General features: G+C 73.7%; 20 protein-coding genes. 10 read left to right on the forward strand and 10 right to left on the reverse strand.

The window, feature by feature from the left end; genetic code table 11:
* Positions 1-118 precede the first annotated feature (118 nt).
* Both ACF1AL_RS05295 and ACF1AL_RS05300 read left to right on the forward strand, forming a co-directional pair.
* Positions 119-2632, forward strand: coding sequence for a DEAD/DEAH box helicase (locus tag ACF1AL_RS05295; RefSeq protein ID WP_391779007.1), 2514 nt, complete (start codon positions 119-121; stop codon positions 2630-2632).
* A 19-nt stretch (positions 2633-2651) separates the two neighbouring features.
* Positions 2652-3518, forward strand: coding sequence for an acyl-CoA thioesterase (locus ACF1AL_RS05300; protein ID WP_391779008.1), 867 nt, complete (start codon positions 2652-2654; stop codon positions 3516-3518).
* 1 nt (position 3519) lies between these two features.
* On the opposite strand, the gene ACF1AL_RS05305 is transcribed toward ACF1AL_RS05300, so the two are convergent.
* On the reverse strand, positions 3520-4443 hold the full coding sequence (locus tag ACF1AL_RS05305; protein WP_391779009.1) for a DUF6397 family protein: 924 nt from the start codon (positions 4441-4443) through the stop codon (positions 3520-3522).
* A 126-nt stretch (positions 4444-4569) separates the two neighbouring features.
* Positions 4570-4983: a roadblock/LC7 domain-containing protein gene (locus ACF1AL_RS05310; protein WP_366840126.1), complete on the reverse strand. Its 414-nt coding sequence runs from the start codon at positions 4981-4983 to the stop codon at positions 4570-4572.
* A gap of 94 nt (positions 4984-5077) precedes the next feature.
* On the opposite strand from ACF1AL_RS05310, the gene ACF1AL_RS05315 reads away from it, so the two are divergent.
* Positions 5078-5506: a PPOX class F420-dependent oxidoreductase gene (locus ACF1AL_RS05315; protein WP_391779010.1), complete on the forward strand. Its 429-nt coding sequence runs from the start codon at positions 5078-5080 to the stop codon at positions 5504-5506.
* A 128-nt stretch (positions 5507-5634) separates the two neighbouring features.
* Here the strand turns inward: ACF1AL_RS05315 and ACF1AL_RS05320 are convergent, their stop codons facing one another.
* From ACF1AL_RS05320 to ACF1AL_RS05340, 5 genes are all read right to left on the reverse strand, one after another.
* Positions 5635-6234, reverse strand: a complete 600-nt coding sequence (locus ACF1AL_RS05320; protein ID WP_391779011.1) for an ATP/GTP-binding protein — start codon at positions 6232-6234, stop codon at positions 5635-5637.
* A 77-nt stretch (positions 6235-6311) separates the two neighbouring features.
* A complete protein-coding gene (locus ACF1AL_RS05325) occupies positions 6312-6722 on the reverse strand; it encodes a DUF742 domain-containing protein (protein WP_366840123.1) in 411 nt (136 codons plus the stop codon).
* Positions 6723-6744: 22 nt separating this feature from the next.
* Entirely contained in the window at positions 6745-7182 is a 438-nt protein-coding gene (locus ACF1AL_RS05330; RefSeq protein WP_391659085.1) for a roadblock/LC7 domain-containing protein, read from the reverse strand.
* Positions 7179-9752, reverse strand: a complete 2574-nt coding sequence (locus tag ACF1AL_RS05335) for a nitrate- and nitrite sensing domain-containing protein (RefSeq protein ID WP_391779012.1) — start codon at positions 9750-9752, stop codon at positions 7179-7181. Before ACF1AL_RS05335 ends, ACF1AL_RS05330 begins: the two co-directional genes overlap by 4 nt.
* Positions 9753-9796: 44 nt before the next feature.
* Positions 9797-10570: an MHYT domain-containing protein gene (locus ACF1AL_RS05340; RefSeq protein ID WP_391779013.1), complete on the reverse strand. Its 774-nt coding sequence runs from the start codon at positions 10568-10570 to the stop codon at positions 9797-9799.
* 159 nt (positions 10571-10729) lie between these two features.
* Between ACF1AL_RS05340 and ACF1AL_RS05345 the strand changes: the two genes are divergently transcribed.
* Positions 10730-11329: a class I SAM-dependent methyltransferase gene (locus ACF1AL_RS05345; RefSeq protein WP_391779014.1), complete on the forward strand. Its 600-nt coding sequence runs from the start codon at positions 10730-10732 to the stop codon at positions 11327-11329.
* Positions 11330-11333: 4 nt separating this feature from the next.
* Here the strand turns inward: ACF1AL_RS05345 and ACF1AL_RS05350 are convergent, their stop codons facing one another.
* Complete coding sequence (locus tag ACF1AL_RS05350) at positions 11334-12089, reverse strand: alpha/beta fold hydrolase (protein WP_391696590.1); 756 nt, start codon at positions 12087-12089, stop codon at positions 11334-11336.
* 121 nt (positions 12090-12210) lie between these two features.
* On the opposite strand from ACF1AL_RS05350, the gene ACF1AL_RS05355 reads away from it, so the two are divergent.
* On the forward strand, positions 12211-12735 hold the full coding sequence (locus ACF1AL_RS05355; protein ID WP_366840117.1) for a PadR family transcriptional regulator: 525 nt from the start codon (positions 12211-12213) through the stop codon (positions 12733-12735).
* Here ACF1AL_RS05355 and ACF1AL_RS05360 read toward each other — a convergent pair.
* A complete protein-coding gene (locus tag ACF1AL_RS05360; RefSeq protein ID WP_384211171.1) occupies positions 12721-13617 on the reverse strand; it encodes an oxygenase MpaB family protein in 897 nt (298 codons plus the stop codon). The genes ACF1AL_RS05355 and ACF1AL_RS05360 overlap by 15 nt on opposite strands.
* 144 nt (positions 13618-13761) lie before the next feature.
* Here ACF1AL_RS05360 and ACF1AL_RS05365 point away from each other — a divergent pair, with 144 nt between their 5' ends.
* The 3 genes from ACF1AL_RS05365 to ACF1AL_RS05375 all read left to right on the forward strand — a co-directional run bounded on the left by ACF1AL_RS05365 (position 13762) and on the right by ACF1AL_RS05375 (position 16815).
* Positions 13762-14058, forward strand: a complete 297-nt coding sequence (locus ACF1AL_RS05365; RefSeq protein WP_366840114.1) for a hypothetical protein — start codon at positions 13762-13764, stop codon at positions 14056-14058.
* 146 nt (positions 14059-14204) lie between these two features.
* Entirely contained in the window at positions 14205-15233 is a 1029-nt protein-coding gene (locus ACF1AL_RS05370; RefSeq protein WP_391779015.1) for a hypothetical protein, read from the forward strand.
* Positions 15234-15429: 196 nt separating this feature from the next.
* Positions 15430-16815, forward strand: coding sequence for a tannase/feruloyl esterase family alpha/beta hydrolase (locus tag ACF1AL_RS05375; RefSeq protein WP_391779016.1), 1386 nt, complete (start codon positions 15430-15432; stop codon positions 16813-16815).
* A 4-nt stretch (positions 16816-16819) separates the two neighbouring features.
* Here ACF1AL_RS05375 and ACF1AL_RS05380 read toward each other — a convergent pair whose 3' ends face one another.
* Positions 16820-17002: a hypothetical protein gene (locus ACF1AL_RS05380; protein WP_391779017.1), complete on the reverse strand. Its 183-nt coding sequence runs from the start codon at positions 17000-17002 to the stop codon at positions 16820-16822.
* A gap of 230 nt (positions 17003-17232) precedes the next feature.
* On the opposite strand from ACF1AL_RS05380, the gene ACF1AL_RS05385 reads away from it, so the two are divergent.
* Both ACF1AL_RS05385 and ACF1AL_RS05390 read left to right on the forward strand, forming a co-directional pair.
* Entirely contained in the window at positions 17233-20235 is a 3003-nt protein-coding gene (locus ACF1AL_RS05385) for an SNF2-related protein (RefSeq protein ID WP_391779018.1), read from the forward strand.
* The gene (locus ACF1AL_RS05390; RefSeq protein ID WP_391779019.1) at positions 20232-21527 is read left to right on the forward strand and encodes an SWF or SNF family helicase; all 1296 of its coding nucleotides are present in this window, start codon (positions 20232-20234) and stop codon (positions 21525-21527) included. Before ACF1AL_RS05385 ends, ACF1AL_RS05390 begins: the two co-directional genes overlap by 4 nt.
* The last annotated feature ends 318 nt before the right edge of the window (positions 21528-21845 follow it).

Below are 21845 nucleotides of genomic sequence, written 5' to 3' on the forward strand. Positions count from 1 at the left end.
CGCGCCGTAGAGTTGACCGGGCGCGATGACGCTCCGTCGGCGACACAGCGTAGCGGTCGTGATCTTCGCCGGGACATCCGATTCCCGCATCGGGGGCGAGGCCAGGCAAGATGGGGGCGTGACCCTCATCGATCAGCTGCCGAAGACCGCCGACCCCGACGCCCTGTACGACGCTTTCGAGTCCTGGGCCCAGGAGCGCGGTCTCACGCTCTACCCCCACCAGGAGGAAGCGCTGATCGAGGCGGTCTCCGGTGCGAACGTGATCGTGTCGACGCCCACCGGCTCCGGCAAGAGCATGATCGCCGCCGGTGCGCACTTCGCGGCGCTGGCCCGGGACGAGGTCACCTTCTACACCGCACCGATCAAGGCGCTGGTGTCGGAGAAGTTCTTCGAGCTGTGCAAGCTGTTCGGCACCGAGAACGTGGGCATGCTGACCGGCGACGCGTCCGTGAACGCCGACGCCCCGGTGATCTGCTGCACGGCCGAGGTGCTCGCCTCGATCGCGCTGCGGGACGGCAGGCACGCGGACATCGGCCAGGTCGTGATGGACGAGTTCCACTTCTACGCGGAACCGGACCGCGGCTGGGCCTGGCAGATCCCGCTGCTGGAGCTGCCGCAGGCGCAGTTCATCCTGATGTCGGCCACGCTGGGCGATGTGTCCTTCTTCGAGAAGGACCTCACGCGCCGTACCGGACGCCCGACCGCGGTGGTCCGCTCGGCGACCCGTCCCGTGCCGCTCTCGTACGAGTACCGCTTCACCCCGCTGACGGAGACGCTCACCGACCTGCTGGAGACCAAGCAGGCTCCCGTCTACATCGTGCACTTCACCCAGGCGCAGGCGGTGGAGCGGGCGCAGGCGCTGATGAGCATCAACATGTGCACGCGCGAGGAGAAGGACCAGATCGCCGAGCTGATCGGCAACTTCCGCTTCACCACCAAGTTCGGCCGCAACCTCTCCCGCTACGTGCGCCACGGCATCGGCGTGCACCACGCCGGCATGTTGCCCAAGTACCGGCGGCTGGTGGAGAAGCTCGCACAGGCCGGTCTGCTGAAGGTCATCTGCGGCACCGACACCCTCGGCGTGGGCGTCAACGTGCCCATCCGCACGGTGCTGTTCACCGCCCTGACCAAGTACGACGGCAACCGGGTGCGCACGCTGCGGGCCCGTGAGTTCCACCAGATCGCGGGCCGGGCCGGCCGCGCCGGGTTCGACACCGCCGGTTTCGTCGTGGCGCAGGCGCCCGAGCACGTCATCGAGAACGAGAAGGCGCTCGCCAAGGCGGGCGACGACCCGAAGAAGCGCCGCAAGGTGGTGCGCAAGAAGGCACCGGAGGGCTTCGTCGGCTGGACGGAGAACACCTTCGAGAAGCTCATCGCGTCCGAGCCCGAGCCGCTGACCTCCCGCTTCCGGGTCACCCACACCATGCTGCTGTCGGTGATCGCCCGGCCCGGCAACGCCTTCGAGGCGATGCGCCGGCTGCTGGAGGACAACCACGAACCGCGCAAGCAGCAGCTGCGGCACATCCGCCGCGCGATCGCGATCTACCGCTCGCTGCTGGACGGCGGCATCGTCGAGAAGCTGGACACGCCGGACGCCGAGGGCCGTATCGTCCGCCTCACCGTCGATCTGCAGCAGGACTTCGCGCTCAACCAGCCGCTGTCCACGTTCGCGCTGGCCGCGTTCGAACTCCTCGACCCCGAGTCGCCGTCGTACGCGCTGGACATGGTGTCGGTGGTGGAGTCCACGCTGGACGACCCGCGCCAGATCCTCGCCGCCCAGCAGAACAAGGCTCGCGGCGAGGCGGTGGCCGCCATGAAGGCGGACGGCGTGGAGTACGAGGAGCGCATGGAGCGCCTCCAGGACATCACCTACCCCAAGCCGCTGGAGGAGCTGCTCTTCCACGCGTACAACACCTACCGCAAGAGCCACCCCTGGGTCGGCGACCACCCGCTGTCCCCGAAGTCGGTCGTGCGGGACATGTACGAGCGGGCCCTGTCCTTCACCGAGCTGGTCTCCTTCTACGAGCTGGCCCGCACCGAGGGCATCGTGCTGCGCTACCTGGCCGGCGCCTACAAGGCCCTCGACCACAACATCCCCGACGATCTGAAGTCCGAGGACCTCGAGGACCTGATCGAGTGGCTCGGCGAGATGGTCCGCCAGGTCGACTCCAGCCTGCTGGACGAGTGGGAGCAGCTCGCCAATCCCGAGGAGATGACCGCCGAGGAGGCCCAGGAGAAGGCCGACGAGGTCAAGCCGGTCACCACCAACGCGCGCGCCTTCCGCGTGCTCGTGCGCAACGCCATGTTCCGCCGGGTCGAGCTGGCCGCCCTGGACCAGGTGGACGAACTCGGCGAGATGGACGCGGAGTCCGGCTGGGACGCCGACGCCTGGGGCGAGGCGATGGACAAGTACTGGGACGAGTACGAGGAGCTGGGGACCGGCCCCGACGCCCGTGGCCCCAAGTTGCTCGTCATCAACGAGGAGCCGGAGAACGGGCTGTGGCGCGTCCGGCAGATCTTCGACGACCCGAACGGCGACCACGACTGGGGCATCAGCGCGGAGGTCGACCTGGCCGCCTCCGACGCCGAGGGCCGCGCCGTGGTCCGCGTGACCGACGTCGGCCAGCTGTGACCACAGGAGCAACTCACCGATGACGAACCCGGCCGAGCGACTGGTCGACCTGCTCGACCTGGAGCAGATCGAGGTCAACATCTTCCGCGGGCGCAGCCCCGACGAGTCCCTGCAGCGGGTCTTCGGCGGCCAGGTCGCCGGCCAGGCGCTGGTCGCCGCGGGCCGCACCACGGAGGGCGACCGCCCGGTGCACTCGCTGCACGCGTACTTCCTGCGCCCGGGCCGGCCGGGCGTGCCGATCGTGTACCAGGTGGAACGGGTGCGGGACGGACGGTCGTTCACGACCCGCCGGGTCACCGCCGTGCAGCAGGGCCGCACGATCTTCAATCTCACCGCCTCCTTTCACCAGCCTGAGGAAGGTCCCTTCGAGCACCAGCTGCCGCCGGCCCGGGAGGTGCCGGCTCCGGAGACCCTGCCGACGGTGGCCGAGGAGATCCGGGAACACCTGGGCGCGCTGCCCGAGCAGTGGGAGCGCTTCGCGCGCCGGCAGCCCTTCGACATCCGGTACGTCGACCGCCTGCGCTGGACGGACGACGAGGTCAAGAGCGCCGAGCCGCGCAGCGCGGTGTGGATGCGCGCGGTCGGCCCGCTCGGCGACGACCCGCTCGTGCACACCTGCGCGCTGACGTACGCCAGCGACATGACGCTCCTGGACGCCGTGCGCCTGCCGGTCGAACCGCTGTGGGGTCCGCGGAACTTCGACATGGCCTCGCTCGACCACGCCATGTGGTTCCACCGGCCGTTCCGGGCGGACGAGTGGTTCCTGTACGACCAGGAGTCGCCGATCGCGACCGGCGGCCGGGGACTGGCCCGCGGGCGGATCTACGACGTGCGGGGCGATCTGCTGGTCTCGGTCGTGCAGGAGGGTCTGTTCCGCGCGCTGTAGCTCACTGCCCTCTGCGCAGCAGCCGGCCCAGCAGGCCCCGCGGCGGCCTGGGCGTCTCCGGCTGACGGGCCGGTTCCGGCTGCTGTGGCGGTGTCTGCCGTGTCGTCGCTTCTCCTGGCTGCGTTTCGCCGACCGGTGCCGGGCGGGGCGCCGGCCGGTCCTCGCGGGCCTCGGCCAGCGCGGTGGTGAGATCGAACCGGAGCCACCCGATCTCGTGGGGGTCGTCCGCGGTCATGAGACGCTCCGCCAGCAGCACGGCGGGCGAACCCGGTGCGCCGTGGACGGGCGGTCCGGGCCGGAAGCGGTACAGGTGGGCGCGCTCGTAGGGGTCCGGAACGATCTCGGCGATCCGCACCGGATCGAGCAGCGCGGCCACCGCCCCGGCCCGCGCCCAGGGGTCGTCGCCGGCCTGGCGCCGCAGGAACCCCAGATGGCGGCCCCGCCAGTTGCGCGGGCGCAGGTCCTCCCCGTCCTTGAGCCGGGCGATCAGGTCGGCGGGAAGTGTGCGGCCCGTCAGCAGCCGCGCGTGTTCCTCCGCGGCGGCGAACTGCTGGAGTTCGGCGGCGAGATACTGCCAGACGACGGCCCGGTAGCGGTTGAGGTAGAGGCGTACGGGCACCAGCAGCCCGAGCCGTGCCAGGCGGGTGAACCGGGTGGGCGCGATCTCCATCAGGGCCGCGCCCTCGGTGGTGCCCACCGTGCGGATCGCCGCGGTGAGCGTGCCGGGAAAGCCCTCCTGGCAGCGCAGCCGCTCGAGCTCGGCGGAGGGCACCCGGCGGCCCCCGCCCCCGTCGTCGGGCACGGTGCGGATGCGGCCGAGGTGCACCGCCAGGCCGAACTCGCTGCGTTTGAGCCCCAGTTCCCGCGCGGCCCGGCCGATGGTCAGGGTCGGCCGGTCCGCTGTGGTGAGAGTGTGCGCGGTCATGGTCGTCTCCCCCGTGGAGTGGGTGGCTCACGCCCGGTGCGCTCGCCGTGGAAAAAACCGTAGCCGCTGGAGCCGACCGCCCGCCGAGCCTGTGGATAACTCCGCCAGGTCCGGCGAACGCGCAGGTCAGAAGTCTGTGACCGGCTTGCGTTCGGGCTGCCTGGCGTCGACGTCGAGGTGCTCGCCGACCCGGTTGACGAGCAGGGTCATCTCGTAGGCGATCTGCCCGAAGTCGGCCTCGGCGCCGCTGAGGACGCACAGGCAGCTGCCGCTGCCCGCGGCGGTGACGAACAGCACCGCGTCATCGAACTCGATCATCGTCTGGCGCACCCCGCCCGCGCCGAAGTGACGGCCGGAGCCCTTGGCCAGGCTGTGCAGTCCGGACGACACGGCGGCCAGGTGCTCGGCGTCCTCCCGCCGCAACCCGGTGCTCGCCCCCGTGACCAGTCCGTCGTTGGACAGCACCAACGCGTGGCGCACATGGTCCACGCGTTCGGTCAGGTCGTCCAGCAGCCAGCCAAGTCCCTGGTTCTGCCCCATGTTCCCGCTCCCCGTGTGAAGTCTCCCCCCTGGCCGGGGGATCTGTCCGCCAGCCTTCCCCACGACCGGCCGCCCGGCAAGCAGGATGGGGGCCATGGCACAGAAGATGACCGACGAGGAATGGCGGGCGTTCGTCTCCGAGGGGACCCGCACCGGGAAACTGGCCACCACCCGGGCCGACGGCAGCCCGCACGTGGCGCCGATCTGGTTCCTGCTGGACGGGGACGACGTGGTGTTCACCACGCACCGGGAGACGGTGAAGGGACGCAACCTGGCCCGGGACGGCCGGGTCGCCCTGTGCGTGGACGACGACCGGCCGCCGTTCCACTTCGTGGTGCTGCAGGGCCGGGCCCGGCTGTCGGAGGACCTGGACGAGCTGCGCGGCTGGGCGGCCCGCATCGGCGGCCGGTACATGGGCGAGGACCGCGCCGAGGAGTTCGGGGCCCGCAATGGCGTGCCGGGCGAACTCCTCGTACGGGTCACCGTCGACAAGGTGCTGGCGCAGAAGGCGATCGCGGACTGAGAAGGCGAGCGGCCGCGCGCCCGGGAGTTGCCTGCTCCCCCGCCGGCCTTTGCCCGCGCCCGACTCGCCCGCTGCCCGCCAGCAGTTCCGTTTGCCGTCCCCCCACTCCCGGGCTCGGCCCCGGCCGCTCAGCCCACCGAGTCCAGCAGCCGGGCGGTGTGCATCCGCCCCGCGTACTCGACGAGCCGGATCAGCACCTCCTTGCCGGATTCGCGCTCCCGGGCGTCGCACAGCACCACGGGGGTTCCGCGGTCCAGGTCGAGGGCGCGCGAGACGTCGTCGACGGCGTGCATCCGGGCGCCGGCGAAGCAGTTGACGGCCACCACGAACGGGATGCCGCGGTGCTCGAAGTAGTCCACGGCCGGGAAGCAGTCCTCGAGCCGCCGGGTGTCCGCGAGCACCACGGCGCCGAGGGCGCCCTGGGACAGCTCGTCCCACAGGAACCAGAACCGGTCCTGGCCCGGTGTGCCGAACAGGTACAGCGACAGGCCCGAACGGATCGTGATCCGGCCGAAGTCCATGGCGACCGTGGTCGTCACCTTCTGGTCCACGCCGTCGGTGTCGTCGACCGACTGACCGGCCTCGCTGAGGAGTTCCTCGGTGCGCAGGGGCCGGATCTCGCTGACCGCCCCGACCAGGGTGGTCTTGCCCACGCCGAATCCGCCGGCGACGAGGATCTTCAGGGCCAGGGCGGACTCGCCGGTGGCGTCGGGCTGTTCGGAGACCATCGATCACTTCTCTCGGGAGGACCGGCAACGGTCGGCGTGCGGGGTGGGTGGTGGGATGCCGGCGGCTGCCGGGGCGGCTACAGCGCGCGCAGCCCTTCGATGACCTCGCGCAGGATCCGTTCGTCGGGCAGGTGCGCGGGCGGCACGGGGCGGTGGACGGTGACACGGCCGAGCTCCAGCAGGTCACCGAGGAGCACGCGGACCACGCCGAGGGGCAGGTCGGCCCCGGCGGCGAGTTCCGCGACGGACTGGGTCTCGACACGGCACAGGTCGATCAGGGCGCGATGCTCGGGGCCGAGCGCGGCGTCGTCCCGGTCGGGGGCGGCGGGATCCAGCGTGACCAGGGCGATCAGGTCGAAGCGCACCCCGGTGGGGCCGGGCCGGGTGCGGCCGCCGGTCATGGCGTAGGGCCGCACGAGGGGTCCGGCCTCGTTGTCGTACCACTGGCTGCCCGCGTCGTCCGGGGCGCCGTGCCTGTCCTCGTTCATGGGCGGCGACCGCCTTCCGCTCTCAGCCGGCGGCCGGTGGCCGTGCGGTGACGCGAGGCGCCGTGTACAGGTGCTCGCCGACGCGCTTGACCAGGCGTGCCATCTCGTAGGCGACCAGGCCGATGTCGGCGGTCGCGCTGGTGAGGACGGCGAGGCAGGAGCCGTCGCCCGCGGCGGCCACGAACAGGAAGCCGTCGTCCATCTCGACCATCGTCTGGCGCACGCCGCCGGCGCCGAAGTGCCGGCCGGCGCCCTTGGCGAGGCTGTGGAAGCCGGAGGACACGGCGGCCAGGTGCTCGGCGTCCTCCCGGGCGAGGCCGCTGGAGGCGCCGACGGCGAGACCGTCGTTGGACAGCACCACTGCGTGCCGTACGTCGCCGGCGCGCATCACGAGATCGTCCAGCAGCCAGTCGAGTTCGCCGGAGTGCCGGCTGCTCGCCGTGGTCGGGTCCTGGATCATGCGAGGTCTCCTTCGCTGCTGTCGCCGCCCGGTTCGGGGCCGGCCGGGCGGCCGGGTCGTCTGCCGCCGCCGCGTGCCCATCCGGCGCGGTAGGCGGCCATGCGGTCGCGGACGAGTTCGGGGGTGCGGCGGTCGTCGTCGGGGGGTCCGTCCTCGCCCGGGGGGTCCTGGCGGGGGCGTTCGCGCAGTTGCGGGGCGAGGCTGGCCTGGCGTACCCGGCGCGGGAGGTCGTCGGAGGCGCCGTTGTGCTCGGCGGTGTCCCGTGGACGGTGCAGGCGCAAGGTGGTCACTCCCGGAGGCGGGTCCTCGCCACCGGTCCCGGCGGCGAGCTGCGGTGGCGCGGTCAGGGCGGGCCGGACGGGCGGGGCCGGTTCCTGAGGGTCGTGGCCGGTCGCCTGCTGGTGCGGGATGGCGGGGTGCGGGTGCGGGGTGACGGCCTGCTGCCGGGGGTCGGTCCCGGGCACGCGCGCGTACGCGCGCTCGGCGGGCTGTTCTGCCTCGGCGGTCTGCCGGGGGGAGCGGTCCGCCGCGCCGCCGTGCAGCAGGGCGGTGGGCAGCAGGACGACCGCGGTGGTGCCCCCGTAGGGGGAGGTCTGCAGGTGCACCTTGATGTCGTGCCGGGCGGCGAGACGGCTGACGACGAACAGGCCCAGCCGGTCGCTGTCGAACAGGTCGAGGGCCTCGGACTGGGCGATCCGCCGGTTGGCCTCGGCGAGCGTCTCCCGGCCCATGCCCAGTCCGCGGTCCTCCACCTCGACGGCGTATCCGTTGCCGACGGGTTCGCCGCTGACCCGCACGCGCGTGTGCGGCGGGGAGAACTGGGTGGCGTTCTCGATGATCTCGGCGAGCAGGTGGGTGAGGTCGGCGACGGCGGCCCCGGAGACGGAGGCCTCGGGGAGCTGGCGCACCTCCACGCGCGCGTAGTCCTCGACCTCGGAGACGGCCGCGCGGACCACGTTGGTCAGTGAGACGGGTCTGCGCCACGCCCGGCCCGGTGCGGCGCCGGAGAGGATGATCAGGCTCTCGGCGTGGCGCCGCATCCGGGTGGTGAGGTGGTCGAGGCGGAAGAGGTCGCCGAGTTCGTTCGGGTCCTCGGCCCGTCGTTCCATGCTGTCGAGGAGACTGAGCTGACGGTGGACCAGGACCTGGCTGCGGCGGGCGAGGTTGACGAAGACGCCGGAGATGCCGCTGGCGAGTTCGGCGCGCTCGACGGCGGCCCGCAGGGCGGCGCCGTGCACGGTGGCCAGTGCCTCGGCGACCTGCCCGACCTCGTCCTCGGCGGGCGCGCCCGGCGGGGCCTCGGCGTGGACGTCGATCTCCTCGCCGGCCCGGAGCCGGCGCATGGCCTCGGGGAGTTTGCGCCGGGCGATCTCCAGTGCGCCGTTGCGCAGGCTGACCAGTTCGACGACGAGGCCGCGGCCGATGCGGACGGAGATGACCAGGGAGGCCGCCACGGCGAGCAGTCCGAGCAGCACGGCGGCGCCGGCCGGGGTGAGCAGGCCCCGGGTGAAGGGGTCGGCCCGGTCGGCGACCCCGCGGCCGGCCTCGTTCTCCAGGGAGCGCATGCCGTCCTGCACGCGCGTGTGCGCGCTGTCCCACCCGGCGGGCACGACACCGGCGGTCCGGGCTCCCGCCTTCGCGGCCAGTACGCGTTCCTCTGAGGCGTCGAGTGCGGCGTAGGCGTCCCCTTCGGCGAGGCCGCGCCAGGCGGTGGCCTCGGGGCCGCTCAGGTCGGCCGTCGCGGACTCGGTGAGGGTACGGCGGGTGGCGGCGGCGCCGGTGAACAGCCGCAGCCGTTCGCCGTCGAGCCGTCCGGTGACGCGTGCGCCGGCGAGGACGGCGTCCTCCTGGGCCAGCGCCTCGCCCGCGCGGGCGAACTCCAGTAGCACGCGCGCGTCGGAGCCGAGGTCGGCGTCCTGGATGCCGGTGAGCGACCCGCTCACGCCGAAGGCCGCGGAGACGGTGTCGGTGTAGCGGTGGAAGGCGTCCTTCCAGCCGAGGCGTCCGCCGAGGACCTCGGTGCGCACCCCGCGCAGCCCTCCCGCGTCGCGGACGAAGGCGGCGAGCCGTCGGGAGACGCCCGCGGGGAGTTCCTGGCTGTCGGCGACGGTGTGCCGGTCGCCCAGCCTGAGCCGTGCCACGGCCTGGTCGGTGCGGGCGGCGAGGTCCTTGAGGGCGGCGGCGTCCCCGGCACCGGGGTCGGTGGCGTACCGCACGGCCGCGGTGCGCTCGGCCTGGAGCGCGGCGACGGCCTCGGTCACGGGGGCGCGGACCTGGGCGTCGACGCGTTGCAACTGCCGGAGCCGGGAGACGTCCTGGGCGGTGCTGACGGTGGCGTACGCCCACAGGGCGAGCAGCGAGACCACCGGCACCATCAGCAGGCACACGATCTTGGCGCGCACGGTGCGCGGCCGTATCCGCCGGCGCCCGGCACGCGCGGGTGCGGCGGCCGCCGTGCCCGCGGGTGTCTGGGGGCCCTCGGCGGCGGGTCGTCCGGCGTGCGCGCGGCGACCGCGCACCGGGGGCGGCGCGTCGGCGCCGGCCGTGAGGGTCCTACGGGGTGTACGCATGGCCTCCTCGTTCGAAGAGTGGGTCGGGCCGGCGGGAGCCGTGCCTAGGGGGCGACGCTCTCGACCGGGCGCTGGGCGGACGCGGAGGCCGCGCGCTCCCCCGCCGTCGGGGACAGCGCGACGAAGGCGGCGGTGATGAAGAGGTAGGACCCGAGGCCGACGGCGAGGGGGAAGATGAACTGCATCGCCGTGGCCCCGGGAAGCGCTTCACCGGAGGGGGTGACGTGCACGCGGACCGCGAACATCGCGGTGTAGTGCATGCTGCTGACGGCCGCGCCCATGACGAGGGAGGCGACGGTGACCGCCAGCGGCGACTTGATGTTGAGCCCCGCCCACAGGGCCGCGGTCGCCGCGACGACGGCGATCAGCACGGAGAGGGCGACGCGCAGCGGGTCGTAGTGCACCTGGCCGTGCAGCCGTACGGCGGCCATGCCCAGGTAGTGCATGCTCGCGACGCCGCATCCGGTGGTGAGCCCGCCGAGCAGCAGGGCCCGGGTGCGGTCGCGGCTGTAGCCGACGGCGAAGACGCCGCCGCAGACCACGAGCATGGCGACGAGCAGGCTGAGCACGGTCAGCGGCACGTCGTAGCGGATGTCGGTGCCGCTGACGGCGAAACCCAGCATGGCCACGAAGTGCATGGTCCAGATGCCGGTGCCGATGGCGGAGGCGGCGGTGAGGAGCCAGTTGCGGCGGGCGCGCCCGGTGGCGGCGAGCGCGCGCATGGTGCAGCGCAGCCCGAGGGCGGCGCCGATGCAGGCCATCACGTACGACAGCACGGGGGTCAGCCAGCCGAAGGCGGCGTGGTCCAGGTGTCCCATGGCCCCGGGACGCTAGGGGACACGGGCGCACAAAGGGGGCGCATTTCGAAAGTGCTGGAATATGACGCAGCGGTGTGCCGGAACGATCGTGTCTGGCTCGAACATGCGCACAGCTGCGTCATCCGTGGCGGTGACGGGCGATGGGGAATCATGCGGTACATGAGCGACGACCACACGCATGTTCAGGAGTTCTTCACCGCCCGCGCGGCCGACTGGGACAGCCGCTTCCCCGACGACGGCCCCGCCTACGCCGCCGCGGTCGCCGATCTGGGCCTGCGCCCGGGCGACCGGGTGCTGGACGCCGGCTGCGGCACCGGGCGCGCGCTGACGCCGCTGCGGGCGGCCGTGGGGCCCGCGGGCGTGGTCGTGGGCGCCGACCTCACACCGGCCATGCTGCAGGCCGCGGTGCGGGCCGGGCGGGACCGGGACGGGCGGCTGCTGCTCGCCGACGTGGCCGCGTTGCCGCTGCGCGACGCGTCCCTGGACGCGGTGTTCGCCGCGGGGCTGATCGCGCATCTGCCGCAACCGGCGCGCAACCTGCGCGAGTTGGCGCGGGTGGTGCGCACCGGCGGCACGCTGGCGCTGTTCCATCCGATCGGCCGGGCCGCGCTGGCCGCCCGCCACGGCCGGCAGATCACCCCGGACGACCTGCGCGCCGAGCCCAACCTGCGGCCGCTGCTGGCGGGTGCGGGCTGGCGCATGACGTCGTACGTCGACCGGGACGACCGCTTCCTGGCCCTCGCCGTCCGGGAGGGGTGAGGGCTCACAGGCGCCCGGCGACCGCGGCGGCGAAGGCGCCGGGGTTGTCGAACATGACGTTGTGCCCGGCGTCCGGCACGGTCACCACCCGGACGCCCGCGGCCCGCAGCCCGGCGGCGCCGGGCAGGTCCCCGCTGAGCTCGCCCTGCAGCCAGAGGCGCTCGATCTTCAGTGTCTCCAGGATCGTGCGCATGACCGGTTCGGAACCGCGGCGCAGCCCGACCGCGCTGCGGTGCAGGGCGCGGGGATCGGCCAGCCGCATGGTGGCGGCCCAGAGGGGGCCCACCTTCTCCAGCACGCGCGCGTGCCCTTCGTCGGCGAACTCGTCCTCCGCGTAGGAGGCGATGCCGCTGCTGCCCGCGCTCGGGGGCGGATCGCGGTCGAGATTGGCCTCGGTGAGGACCAGCCTGGAGACCAGGTCCGGGCGGCGGTGGGCGAGTACCAGGGCGACCGAGCCGCCCATGCTGTGCCCGATCAGCTCGGCGCCGGTTACGTCCGCCGCGTCCAGGGCCGCCGCGAGGGCGTCCGCGTGCTCCTCCAGGCTGTAGCCGAAGTGCGCGGGCCGGTCGCTGATGCCGTGCCCGGGCAGGTCGACGAAGAGGCTGCGCCGCCCCGCGAGTTCGGGACGGGCCGCGATGTGCGCGTGGTACACGGTCGAGGCCGCGCCCAGCCCGTGCACGTACACGCGCGCGGGCTCCTCGCCCGGTGTCTCCGTCCACCGGATGAGACTTCCCTTGCCGTCGAACTCGGCCTGCCGCATCAAGTCCTCCCTCGTACACCGGTGCCATTCACCACGACGCGACAATACATCGTCACCGATGTATTAAGAAGCCGAGGTACTTGTCCGACGATGTACCGCGCGGATGCGAGAGAATACGGGCATGCTGGAGCTCGCCATCCTCGGTTTCCTCTACGACGCCCCGCTGCACGGCTATGAGCTGCGCAAACGGATCACGGCCCTGACCGGGCACATCCGCCCCGTGGCGGAGAGCACGCTGTATCCGGCGATCAAGCGACTGGAGAAGGCGGGTCTGCTGGAGCGGGCCACCCAGCCGGGCGCGGTGGCCGCACCCCGGCATGTGCTGACCCTGACCGACGAGGGCAGGCGCGAGCTGCGCCGGCGCCTGGCGGAGCCCGGGCCGCAGGACATCACCGACGAGAACCGCTGGTTCACGGTGCTCGCCTTCCTGCGCCACCTCGACGACCCCACCGCCCAGGCGGCCGTCCTGCGGCGCCGGCTCGCGTTCCTTCAGGAGCCGGCGAGCTTCTTCTACGACGGTGACCGGCCGGTGAGCGCGGAGGAACTGCCGGACCCCTTCCGGCAGGGCATCCTGACGATCGCCCGCGCCACCTCGCGGGCGGAACTCAGCTGGCTGCGGCAGACGCTGGCGTCACTGGGAGACTGAGCCGTCCGCGGGCCGCACCGGACAGCCACGCAGCCCGGGAACCGGGTGGGTGCCGAGATCGTTCAACCGGTAGCCGCCGGGGTAGCTCTTGATCTCCCAGTTCTGACGCGCGAAGTGCGGGGCGCTGCGCGGCGGCAGCAGCCGGACCAGGCGACCGCGGGTGCGTACCGCGCGGCGCACGAGCGCCTGGGCGGCGGGGCCGGGCGGTGTGTAGCGGAAGGCGCGCAGCAGCGGCTCGTCGAGCAGGGCGAGCGTGGTCGTGCGCAGAAGGGGGGCGAGCGGGCGTGGATACCAGGAGGCCATCAGGTCGAGCGTGGCGTCGGAGACCCGTCGCGCCTCCTCGTCCCAGCCGAAGTGGGCCTCTTCGTAGGAGTCGAGGCACGCCTCGAACTCCTCGTAGTCGGCGGGGAGATCCTTGATGCCCATGTGGCGCCCCAGCGTGCGGAAGTGCTCGCTGAAGGCGACGATCTCGTGGCTCGACAGCCTGCGCCAGCCGTAGGCGTCGATCCAGCGCCGGGGCATCACGACGAAGGTGCACAGCACGTAGCGCATGTCGTCGTTGCTGATGTCGTAGCTGCGGTGCATCTGGTTGATGCGGCGGATCGCGGTGCGGCCCGGGGTGCTCGCGAAGCCATGCTCGACGATCGCGTCGAGCAGGAGGGCGGTGTCGTCGTAGCGCTTCTGGGTGCGGTCGGTCAGTTCGGCCGTCCGCGCCAGGAGCCGGCCGATGCTCGGGACGGCGTAGGTGCGGTAGAGGGCCAACTCCAAGGAACGGGTGTAGTCCCAGGGGAACTCGTAGGCGGAGACCAGCCGGAGGATCTCCGTCGCCTCCCGGTAGGGGTCCATCCGCCGGATCTGCCGAAGTCGTTCGTACCGCTTCACCGCACCGTCCCTCTTCTGCCGCCGGGAGTCCAACTCTACGGTGAGCAGCAGGAGATGAACGGCAGAAGCGCTGTGGTCCGCCCGCCTCCGCGCCCCGGCGCGGAGGGCCGGCCGGGAATCCGTGCGAGGGAAAGGACGGTCACCATGTTCGCCAGGGTGCGCAAGGCCGGCGTCAGACTCCTCGGGTCGACGCGGACACGGCCGGACGGCGGGCGCGAGGCCCGCCCGCACAATCTCTTCGAGGCCGCGGCGGCGTATGTCTCGGCCCGTGTGGAGGACGACCAGGAGCGGGAGGAGGAGGCGGCCGGCTGGGTGTCGCCGGAGGCGCTGTCGTTCGGGGTGAGCGAGCTGGCGTGCCGGGCGGTCGTCGCGCTGGCCCGGGAGCGGGACCAGTCGCCGCGGGAGGTGGCCCGGTCACTGCTCGGCCTGCCGGCGGCCTGAGGGACGGCCCGCGCTCGCCCGCGGCGGTCGATTCGCCCCCGTCCAGGCGGAAAACTGCAGGTCCGGATGGCCTTGGGAGTCGTGACAAGCGGCTTCGGGGCGCACTAGGGTGCGCGCCGTAAAACGTTACTCCTGAGGAGGCTGGGATGGCCGGGACGGACGAGGACGCCGTCGCCGCCGAGGACGATGCGCTCTATGTGCTCACGGCGGTGCTGCTGACGCCGGCGCAGTTCCCGAGTGTGCTCGGCGACGACTATCCGGAGGCCTGCGCCGCGCTCGGCCTCGCACCGCTCGCCGACGGCTACGGCCTGGTGCTCGGTCAGGACGGCACGGGCGCGCGCTGGACGGTGGTCACGGACGACGTGTCGCTGGTCGCCGTCGCCATCGCCTCGTGGGACTGCGGCATGGAGTACGAGCTGTCGCCGGACGAGCGGTCGGTGGTGGCCGCGCTCCCCGGCTGGCCGCTGCACGTCGCCGTCGCCGCGCCCGGCCTGCCCCAGCCGCACGATCCGCCCCCGGAGGAGGCCGAGGGGCCCGTGCTGACTCCACCGGACACCTCGTTCTGGGGTCCCGCGCAGCGCCGGCTCGGCGCCGACGAGGTCGCGCTGCAGTGGGCGGCCTGGCGGGAGCAGGTCGACGACAGCAGGTTCGCGCAGCCCGGCGGGGGCGGGGCGGACCGCGCCGGCGCCGCGACGGACGGGACCGACGCGACCGGCGGGGCATCCGCGCGGGAGGGCTCCGCCGACGAGACCGCCGCCGAGCCCGTCACGGCGGTGGGGACGGAGTCCGCGCGGGAGGCGGCCGTCGCAGAGGCGTCCGCCGAGGAGGCGTCCGGGCAGGCCGGAACCGGTCAGGACGTACCCAACCAGCCCGTGCCCGGAGGCGGCGAGGCCGAGGAGAGCCCTTCGCCGAGCGGTGTGCGCCGGGTGCTGGCCGAGGTGCGGGCCTATGTGGACACGCCGCCCCCGCTCGGCCGGGTGCGGTCGTCGTTCGCGCCGGGAGACGCACGGACCCTGCGCGCGGACGGGCCGGGCTGGTCGCTGGTGGCCAGGACCGACGACATCGCGTTCGTGCTCCTCGACGAACGCCCGGGCGAGGTCCTGCCGGTGGGGCGCGGACCGGAGCTGCCGGGCCTGCTGGAGGCGCTCGACAAGGTGGCCGTGCGCCCCAGCTGACCGCCCGCGCACACAACACCGGCCCGTCTCCTGTGCCTTGAGACCCGAGGCATGGTGTGCCGCCCCACAGCAAGGGACTTTTCCCTGGGGCGACACACCATGGTCGGTGGGGCACGGGACCACCAGCATGGGGCAGCCGCGGGACGGCCCGACAGCCGCGCCCGCCCGCCCTGTCCCCGCTGGCCCGGAGGCCGTGATGCGTCTGTCCCGAGGAATTCCGCTCGCCGTCGCCCTGGTGGCGGCCACCGTCACCGGTCCGCTGCCCGCCGCCCGGGCGGAGAGCCCCGGGCACTGCGCGCGGCAGGACGCACTCCACGTACCCGGCGCCGCCCTCCAGCGCACCGCCTGCCTGCCCGACCTGACCACGACCGGGCTCGCGGGCACCCCGTACACCGACACGGCCGACCAGGCCGGTCTGACGGCGGCGGGCACCCGGACGCCGTCCGGGGTTCCCGGCACGCAGATCGACGGCTACTTCCCGGACTCCTCCCACTTCAACACCACGCACGGCTGGCAGCACGACGCGCAGTTCGTGATCCGGCTGCCGGACCACTGGAACGGCGGCCTGGTCGTCACCGGCGCGCCCGGCACCCGCAAGCAGTACGCCACCGACAAGGCCATCTCCGACCAGGTCCTCGCCCTCGGATACGCCTACGCCGCCACCGACAAGGGCAACAACGGCACCGACTTCTACCGCGACGGCACCCGGCCCGGGGACGCGGTCGCCGAGTGGAACACGCGGACCACCCAGCTCACCCGCGCCGCCCGTCAGGTGGTCGCCCAGCGCTACGGCCGGGCACCCCGGCGCACCTACATGACCGGCATCTCCAACGGCGGCTACCTCACCCGCTGGCAGCTGGAGAACCACCCCGAGCTGTACGACGGCGGCGTCGACTGGGAGGGGGCGCTGTGGACCACCCACGGCCCCAACCTGCTCACCTCCCTGCCGGCGGCGGTGGCGCGGACGCTCGGCGCGGCCCGGGACGAGGACCTGTACGCGGTGGGCTTCGCGCCGGGCTCGGAGTTCCTGTGGCCGTACCACGAGAAGGCGTACTGGGGCGTCACACAGAAGATCTACCGCGCCGAGTTCGACCCCTCCTACGACCCCGGCTGCCCGGGCGCGTCCGCGGGCACGACCGTCGAGCAGATCCTGGCGCCCTGCGCCTCCGACGCGACGTACGACTACGCCTCGCGTCCGGCGTCCGTGCACCGCGCCGTGGCCCGGGTCGCGCTGACCGGCAGGATCGGCAAGCCGCTGATCACCCTGCACGGCGACCTGGACGCGCTGCTGCCCAAGGCCGCCGACTCGGACGTGTACGCGCGCATGGTGGACGCGCGCGGGCGCGGCCGCCTGCACCGGTACTACACGATCGCGGGCGGCACGCACGTCGACGGGCTGTACGACAGCTACCCGGACCGTCTGCGGCCCATCCTGCCCTGCTACCGCTCGGCCTTCACCGCGCTGGTCTCCTGGGTGGAGCGCGGCGCCGTGCCGCCCGCGGACCACACCGTGGCGAGGCCCGCGAGCGGCGACGTGGTCGACTCGTGCGCGCTGGGCACGGCGGGCACGCCGGCCGGGTGAGGGGTCAGCGGCCCAGCTCCTTGCGCGTGACCCGGCGCAGCCGGCGCCGCTGTGCGGGGTCGAGGGTCAGATAGGCGGCGGTCGGGACGCCGAGGACGATCAGCAGCGCTGCCCACCAGGGCAGCCAGATCAGCAGAAGCAACCCGACCGCCACACCCCCTACGGCGATCTTCGCGTTGTTCGACATGGACGTCGCCTCCTTCGCGGCCACTGCCGCTGTCTGTGGTGGAAACGGCCCTGCGTCTCCCGCGGTTCCGGAGGCCGACCCTGACCGATCCCTGAGAAGCGTCCCCTACGGGCCCGGACCGCCGCTCCCATGGTGACCTGGTTCACACGATGAAGACAGCGGTCCGGCGTCGTCCGTGCTGTATCCTCGGCGACTCCTCCGGTAGTCAAATTTGAGGAGTGCGCTTCCCCGTGCCGCGTCCTGCCACGGTTCCACCTCTCCCGTCCTCGCCCGATCCCGCGGAACTGGCCGAGTCCTGCACCGTTTTCGTCCCCGCCGACCCGGCGCGCAACGGCGCCGTCGCCTTCTGGCGGCCCGACGGCACCGCGCCGTCTCCCGGGCCGGTGCCCGGGTTTGTCACGGACCTGACCGTCGCCCTGCCCGGCGAGCACGGCGTCACGTCCACGACCGTGCCCGCGCTGATGCTGCCGGTGGGCGCCGCGCTGCCGGTCCTCACCCACGCGCGTGCCGGGGCGCACGGACACCGCGCCGCGGTCTTCTGGGGCGCGGCCGCCTTCCTGGCCCTGGAGTTCACGGCCCGGGGGCTGCTCCTGCCGGGCCTGTCCGGGGCCGACCACGACGCCTGGCGCTCGGGCCCGCACAGCGCGCGGGACATCGAGGACATCCGCCGGCTCGCGGCCTCCATGCCCCCGGAGGCCCACGCCGTCCCCCTCGCCTCCGCCGGGCCGCTGCGGCTGCCCGAGCCGGAACGGCTGCTGCGCGCCTTCCTGGACGCGGTCGCCGACACACTGCCGCGCTCACCGGCCGCTCCCCTGGTGACGGGCGGCCCGGCGTTCGCCGCGTGGGAGCCTCGGCGCGCGCCCGAGCTGCGCGCCTGGGCAGCCGATGTCGCCGCCGGTCACGACGCGGGACTGCGGTTGTCGTTGCGCGTCGAGGTGCCCGGCCTGGACGACGCCGCGCCGGATGCGGCGGCGCCGCGTTTCCGTGCCGTACCGCAGCTGCACAGCGTGACGCGGCCCGACCTGGTCGTCGACGCGGCGGACCTGTGGACGGCACCGGAGGGCGCCCAGGACGCGTTCGGGCCACGCGCGCGGATGGACGCGCTGGTCGCCCTGCGCCGCGCCACACGCGCGTGGCCGCCGCTGGCCCCGCTGCTGGCGACGGCCGTACCCGAGGCCGTGGACCTGGCCGACGAGGAGGTCACCGATCTGCTCGGCCGGGGCGCGCGTACCCTCGCCCAGGCCGGCGTGGAGGTGCACTGGCCCCGTTCCCTGGCCCGTACGCTGACCACCCGCGCCGTCGTCGGACCGGCGGACGCCACGGCGGAATCCGGCGCCGGCGCATCGGCGGACTCCGGAGTCGGCGGATTCGGGGAATCCGGCGCAGAGGGTCCGGCCGAAGCAGGCACCGGTGGTTCGCGTGTGCCGTCGCTCCTGTCCGCCGACGCGCTGCTGTCGTTCTCCTGGTGGGTCGGCCTGGGCGACCAACGGCTGACCCGGGCGGAGCTGGACCGGCTCGCGGAGGCCGGCCGCCCCTTGGTGCGACTGCGCGACCAGTGGGTGCTGATCGACCCTCAGGAAGTACGACGGCTCCGGGACCGGCAGGAGCGCAAGGTCACGCCGATCGACGCGCTCGGTGCCGCGCTGACCGGCTCGACGGAGGTCGACGGCCGTGCCGTCGAGGTCAGGGCGACGGGATGGCTCGCCGCCCTGAAGGACCGGCTCACCGACCGGGCGAGCGCCGGGCACCCAACCGAGGAGGCCGTGTCCGGGGACGCCGAGCCGTCCGGTGAGGACGTCCTCCAGCCCGCCGCGCTCGCCGCCACCCTGCGCGGCTACCAGCGGCGCGGGCTGACCTGGCTGGCCCGGACGACGGCGCTGGGCCTGGGCTGCTGCCTGGCCGACGACATGGGCCTGGGCAAGACGATCACCCTGATCGCGCTGCACCTGCACCGGCAGACCGACCCGGCGACCGCCGGTCCCACCCTGGTGGTGTGCCCGACGTCCCTCATGGGCAACTGGCAGCGCGAGATCGAACGGTTCGCGCCGGGCACGCCCGTGCGCCGCTTCCACGCCAACCGGCGCGACCTGGACGCCGTCGCGGACGGCGCCTTCGTCCTCACCACCTACGGCACCCTGCGGCAGGACGCCGCCCGGCTGGCCGGGGTGCCGTGGGGCCTGGTCGTCGCCGACGAGGCGCAGCACGTGAAGAACCCGCACTCCGCCACCGCACGCGCCCTGCGCACCCTCGGCGGCCACGCACGCGTGGCGCTCACCGGCACGCCGGTGGAGAACAACCTGTCGGAGTTGTGGGCGATCCTCGACTGGACCACGCCGGGGCTGCTCGGCCGGCTCGGCACCTTCCGCACCCGCTACGCGCAGGCCGTCGAGGGCGGCCGCGACCCCGCCGCCGCGCGGCGCCTGGCCCGGCTCGTGGGCCCGTTCCTGCTGCGCCGGCGCAAGTCCGACCCGGGCATCGCGCCCGAGCTGCCGCCCAAGACGGAGACCGATCGCGCGGTCGCCCTCACCGACGAGCAGACGGGCCTGTACGAGGCCGTGGTGCGCGAGACCCTGGCGCGTATCTCCGCGGCGGACGACATGGCCCGCCGGGGGCTCATCGTGCGGCTGATGACGTCGCTGAAGCAGATCTGCAACCACCCCGCGCAGTACCTGAAGGAGGAACACCCCAGGATCGCCGGGCGCTCGGGGAAGCTGGAGCTGCTGGACGAACTGCTCGGCACCGTCCTCGCGGAGGGGGCGAGCGTACTGCTGTTCACGCAGTACGTGAGCATGGCCCGGCTCCTCGAACGCCATCTGGCCGACCGTGGGGTGCCGACGCTGTTCCTGCACGGCGGCACCCCCGTCGCCGAGCGGGAGGCGATGGTGCGCCGCTTCCAGGACGGCGAGGTGCCCGTCCTCCTGCTGTCGCTGAAGGCGGCCGGCACGGGCCTGAACCTGACCCGGGCCGAGCATGTCGTCCACTTCGACCGCTGGTGGAACCCGGCCGTCGAGGCGCAGGCCACCGACCGGGCGTACCGCATCGGACAGACCCGGCCGGTGCAGGTGCACCGGCTGATCACCGAGGGGACCATCGAGGACCGCATCGCGCGGATGCTCGACCGCAAGCGGGAGCTGGCCGAGGCGGTCCTCGGCGCCGGCGGGACGACCGCCCTGACCGAGCTGACGGACGCGGAGCTGGCCGAACTGGTCGAGCTGCGGGGAGGAGAGCGATGAGCGGGCCGGACGACGCGACGGAGCGGGTCTTCGCGGCCCTGCCGCCGGTGCGGGGACGGGGTTTCGCCCGGACCTGGTGGGGGCTCGCGTGGCTGAAGGCGCTGGAGGACACGGCGCTGGACGGGCAGCAGGTGAAGACCGGCCGCGGACTCGCGCGGGCGGGTGCCGTGGGCGCGGTGTCGGTGCGGCCGGGCCGGCTCACGGCTGTCGTACGGGACCGGGACGGCACCGGATACCGGGCCGATGTCCTGCTGACGCAGCTCTCGGCACAGGCGTGGGACCGCTTCCTGGGGATGGCCGCCGAGCGGGCCGGGCATGTGGCGGCGCTGCTGGAGCGGGAGATGCCGCCGCACCTGGTCGAGGACGCGGCACACGCGGGTGTCGATCTGCTGCCGGGGATCGGGGACCTGGAGCCGGAGTGCGAGTGCGGCGCCTGGGACCACTGCGGGCACACGGCGGCGCTGTGCCACCAGGTGGCGCGGCTGCTCGACGAGGATCCGTTCGTGCTGCTGCTGATGCGCGGCAGGGCGGAAGGCGCGGTGCTGGAGGCACTCCAATCCCGTGGCCGGTCGCGGGAGGAGCAGGAATCCCAGCCGGAGGGCGTGGACGCGGAGGAGGCGTTTGCGGCGGGGGCCGTGCTGCCGCCGCTGCCCCCGTTGCCCGCACTGCCCGCGGAGCCGGGGCTTCCGCCCTCCCTGGACACCGGGGCACAGCCCGGGCCGGGCGTCGATCCGACCGCGCTGGAGTTCCTGGCGGGCCGCGCCGCCGACACCGCTCACCGGCTGCTGGCGGCGGCGTACGCCCCCTCGGGGACGTACGCCCTCCCGCCGGGAGCGCCGGCTGCGCAGGTGCCGCCGGTCGCTGAGCTGACAGCGGATCAGGACGCCGTCCGGCTGGCCGCCGGGCAGCCCGAGGCCGCCGTCGCGCTGCGCCTCGCGGCCGGTTCGGGACGCTCCCCGCGGGCGCTGGAGCGGGGCGCGCTGGCGTGGCGGTTCGGCGGGGCGGCCGGATTGTCCGCCCTGGAGGAGGAGTGGACGGTCGAGGGCGAGGCACACGCACGCGCGCGTGCCGCGCTGGAGGCCGCCTGGGAGGAGGACGAGCGGCCGCCGTTGCGGGCCCGGGGCAACCGCTGGACGGTCGGCGACGCACAGATCCGCCTGGGCCGGGACGGCGCCTGGTGGCCCTTCCGCCGGGTGCGCGGGGAGTGGATCCCGGCGGGCACGGCCTCACCCGATCCGGCGACGGCGCTGGCGACGGCCCGCTCCGCGGAGCCGCCGACGACCCGGACGTAAGACCGGCAGCCCGGACCCGAGCGCGACGGAGGTCCGGCCCGACGAGCGGCCGACGCCCGCCGTTCACCCGGCCGTCGTGCGACGTTCGAGACGGGGCCCAACTCTGGCGACAGTCACCGACCTTGTCCCGGACCTGGTCAACGGACCTGGTCCCGGCCCGTGCCCCGGACCTCGTCCTCGACCGGCCGTCGCTGACGTCTCGACCAGTCCTGGCCGCGGTCTCGGCCGATCCTAGCCGCGGTCTCGGCCGGTCGTCGCTGCAGTCCTCGGCCGGTCGTCGCTGCAGTCCTCGGCCTGGTCGTGGACGACGTCCGTGCC

The organism is Streptomyces sp. NPDC014801 (assembly GCF_043082085.1).
GTDB lineage: Bacteria > Actinomycetota > Actinomycetes > Streptomycetales > Streptomycetaceae > Streptomyces.

What these genes read in the sequence shown, in the direction of transcription:
- ACF1AL_RS05350 (WP_391696590.1), bottom strand. Translation starts at nt 12,089, where the DNA reads ATGCGGCAGGCCGAGTTCGACGGCAAGGGAAGTCTCATCCGGTGGACG.
- ACF1AL_RS05365 (WP_366840114.1), top strand. Translation starts at nt 13,762, where the DNA reads ATGTTCGCCAGGGTGCGCAAGGCCGGCGTCAGACTCCTCGGGTCGACG.
- ACF1AL_RS05325 (WP_366840123.1), bottom strand. Translation starts at nt 6,722, where the DNA reads ATGAACGAGGACAGGCACGGCGCCCCGGACGACGCGGGCAGCCAGTGG.
- ACF1AL_RS05320 (WP_391779011.1), bottom strand. Translation starts at nt 6,234, where the DNA reads ATGGTCTCCGAACAGCCCGACGCCACCGGCGAGTCCGCCCTGGCCCTG.
- ACF1AL_RS05345 (WP_391779014.1), top strand. Translation starts at nt 10,730, where the DNA reads ATGAGCGACGACCACACGCATGTTCAGGAGTTCTTCACCGCCCGCGCG.
- ACF1AL_RS05355 (WP_366840117.1), top strand. Translation starts at nt 12,211, where the DNA reads ATGCTGGAGCTCGCCATCCTCGGTTTCCTCTACGACGCCCCGCTGCAC.
- ACF1AL_RS05315 (WP_391779010.1), top strand. Translation starts at nt 5,078, where the DNA reads ATGGCACAGAAGATGACCGACGAGGAATGGCGGGCGTTCGTCTCCGAG.
- ACF1AL_RS05310 (WP_366840126.1), bottom strand. Translation starts at nt 4,983, where the DNA reads ATGGGGCAGAACCAGGGACTTGGCTGGCTGCTGGACGACCTGACCGAA.
- ACF1AL_RS05340 (WP_391779013.1), bottom strand. Translation starts at nt 10,570, where the DNA reads ATGGGACACCTGGACCACGCCGCCTTCGGCTGGCTGACCCCCGTGCTG.
- ACF1AL_RS05305 (WP_391779009.1), bottom strand. Translation starts at nt 4,443, where the DNA reads ATGACCGCGCACACTCTCACCACAGCGGACCGGCCGACCCTGACCATC.
- ACF1AL_RS05380 (WP_391779017.1), bottom strand. Translation starts at nt 17,002, where the DNA reads ATGTCGAACAACGCGAAGATCGCCGTAGGGGGTGTGGCGGTCGGGTTG.
- ACF1AL_RS05330 (WP_391659085.1), bottom strand. Translation starts at nt 7,182, where the DNA reads ATGATCCAGGACCCGACCACGGCGAGCAGCCGGCACTCCGGCGAACTC.
- ACF1AL_RS05375 (WP_391779016.1), top strand. Translation starts at nt 15,430, where the DNA reads ATGCGTCTGTCCCGAGGAATTCCGCTCGCCGTCGCCCTGGTGGCGGCC.
- ACF1AL_RS05370 (WP_391779015.1), top strand. Translation starts at nt 14,205, where the DNA reads ATGGCCGGGACGGACGAGGACGCCGTCGCCGCCGAGGACGATGCGCTC.
- ACF1AL_RS05390 (WP_391779019.1), top strand. Translation starts at nt 20,232, where the DNA reads ATGAGCGGGCCGGACGACGCGACGGAGCGGGTCTTCGCGGCCCTGCCG.
- ACF1AL_RS05300 (WP_391779008.1), top strand. Translation starts at nt 2,652, where the DNA reads ATGACGAACCCGGCCGAGCGACTGGTCGACCTGCTCGACCTGGAGCAG.
- ACF1AL_RS05335 (WP_391779012.1), bottom strand. Translation starts at nt 9,752, where the DNA reads ATGCGTACACCCCGTAGGACCCTCACGGCCGGCGCCGACGCGCCGCCC.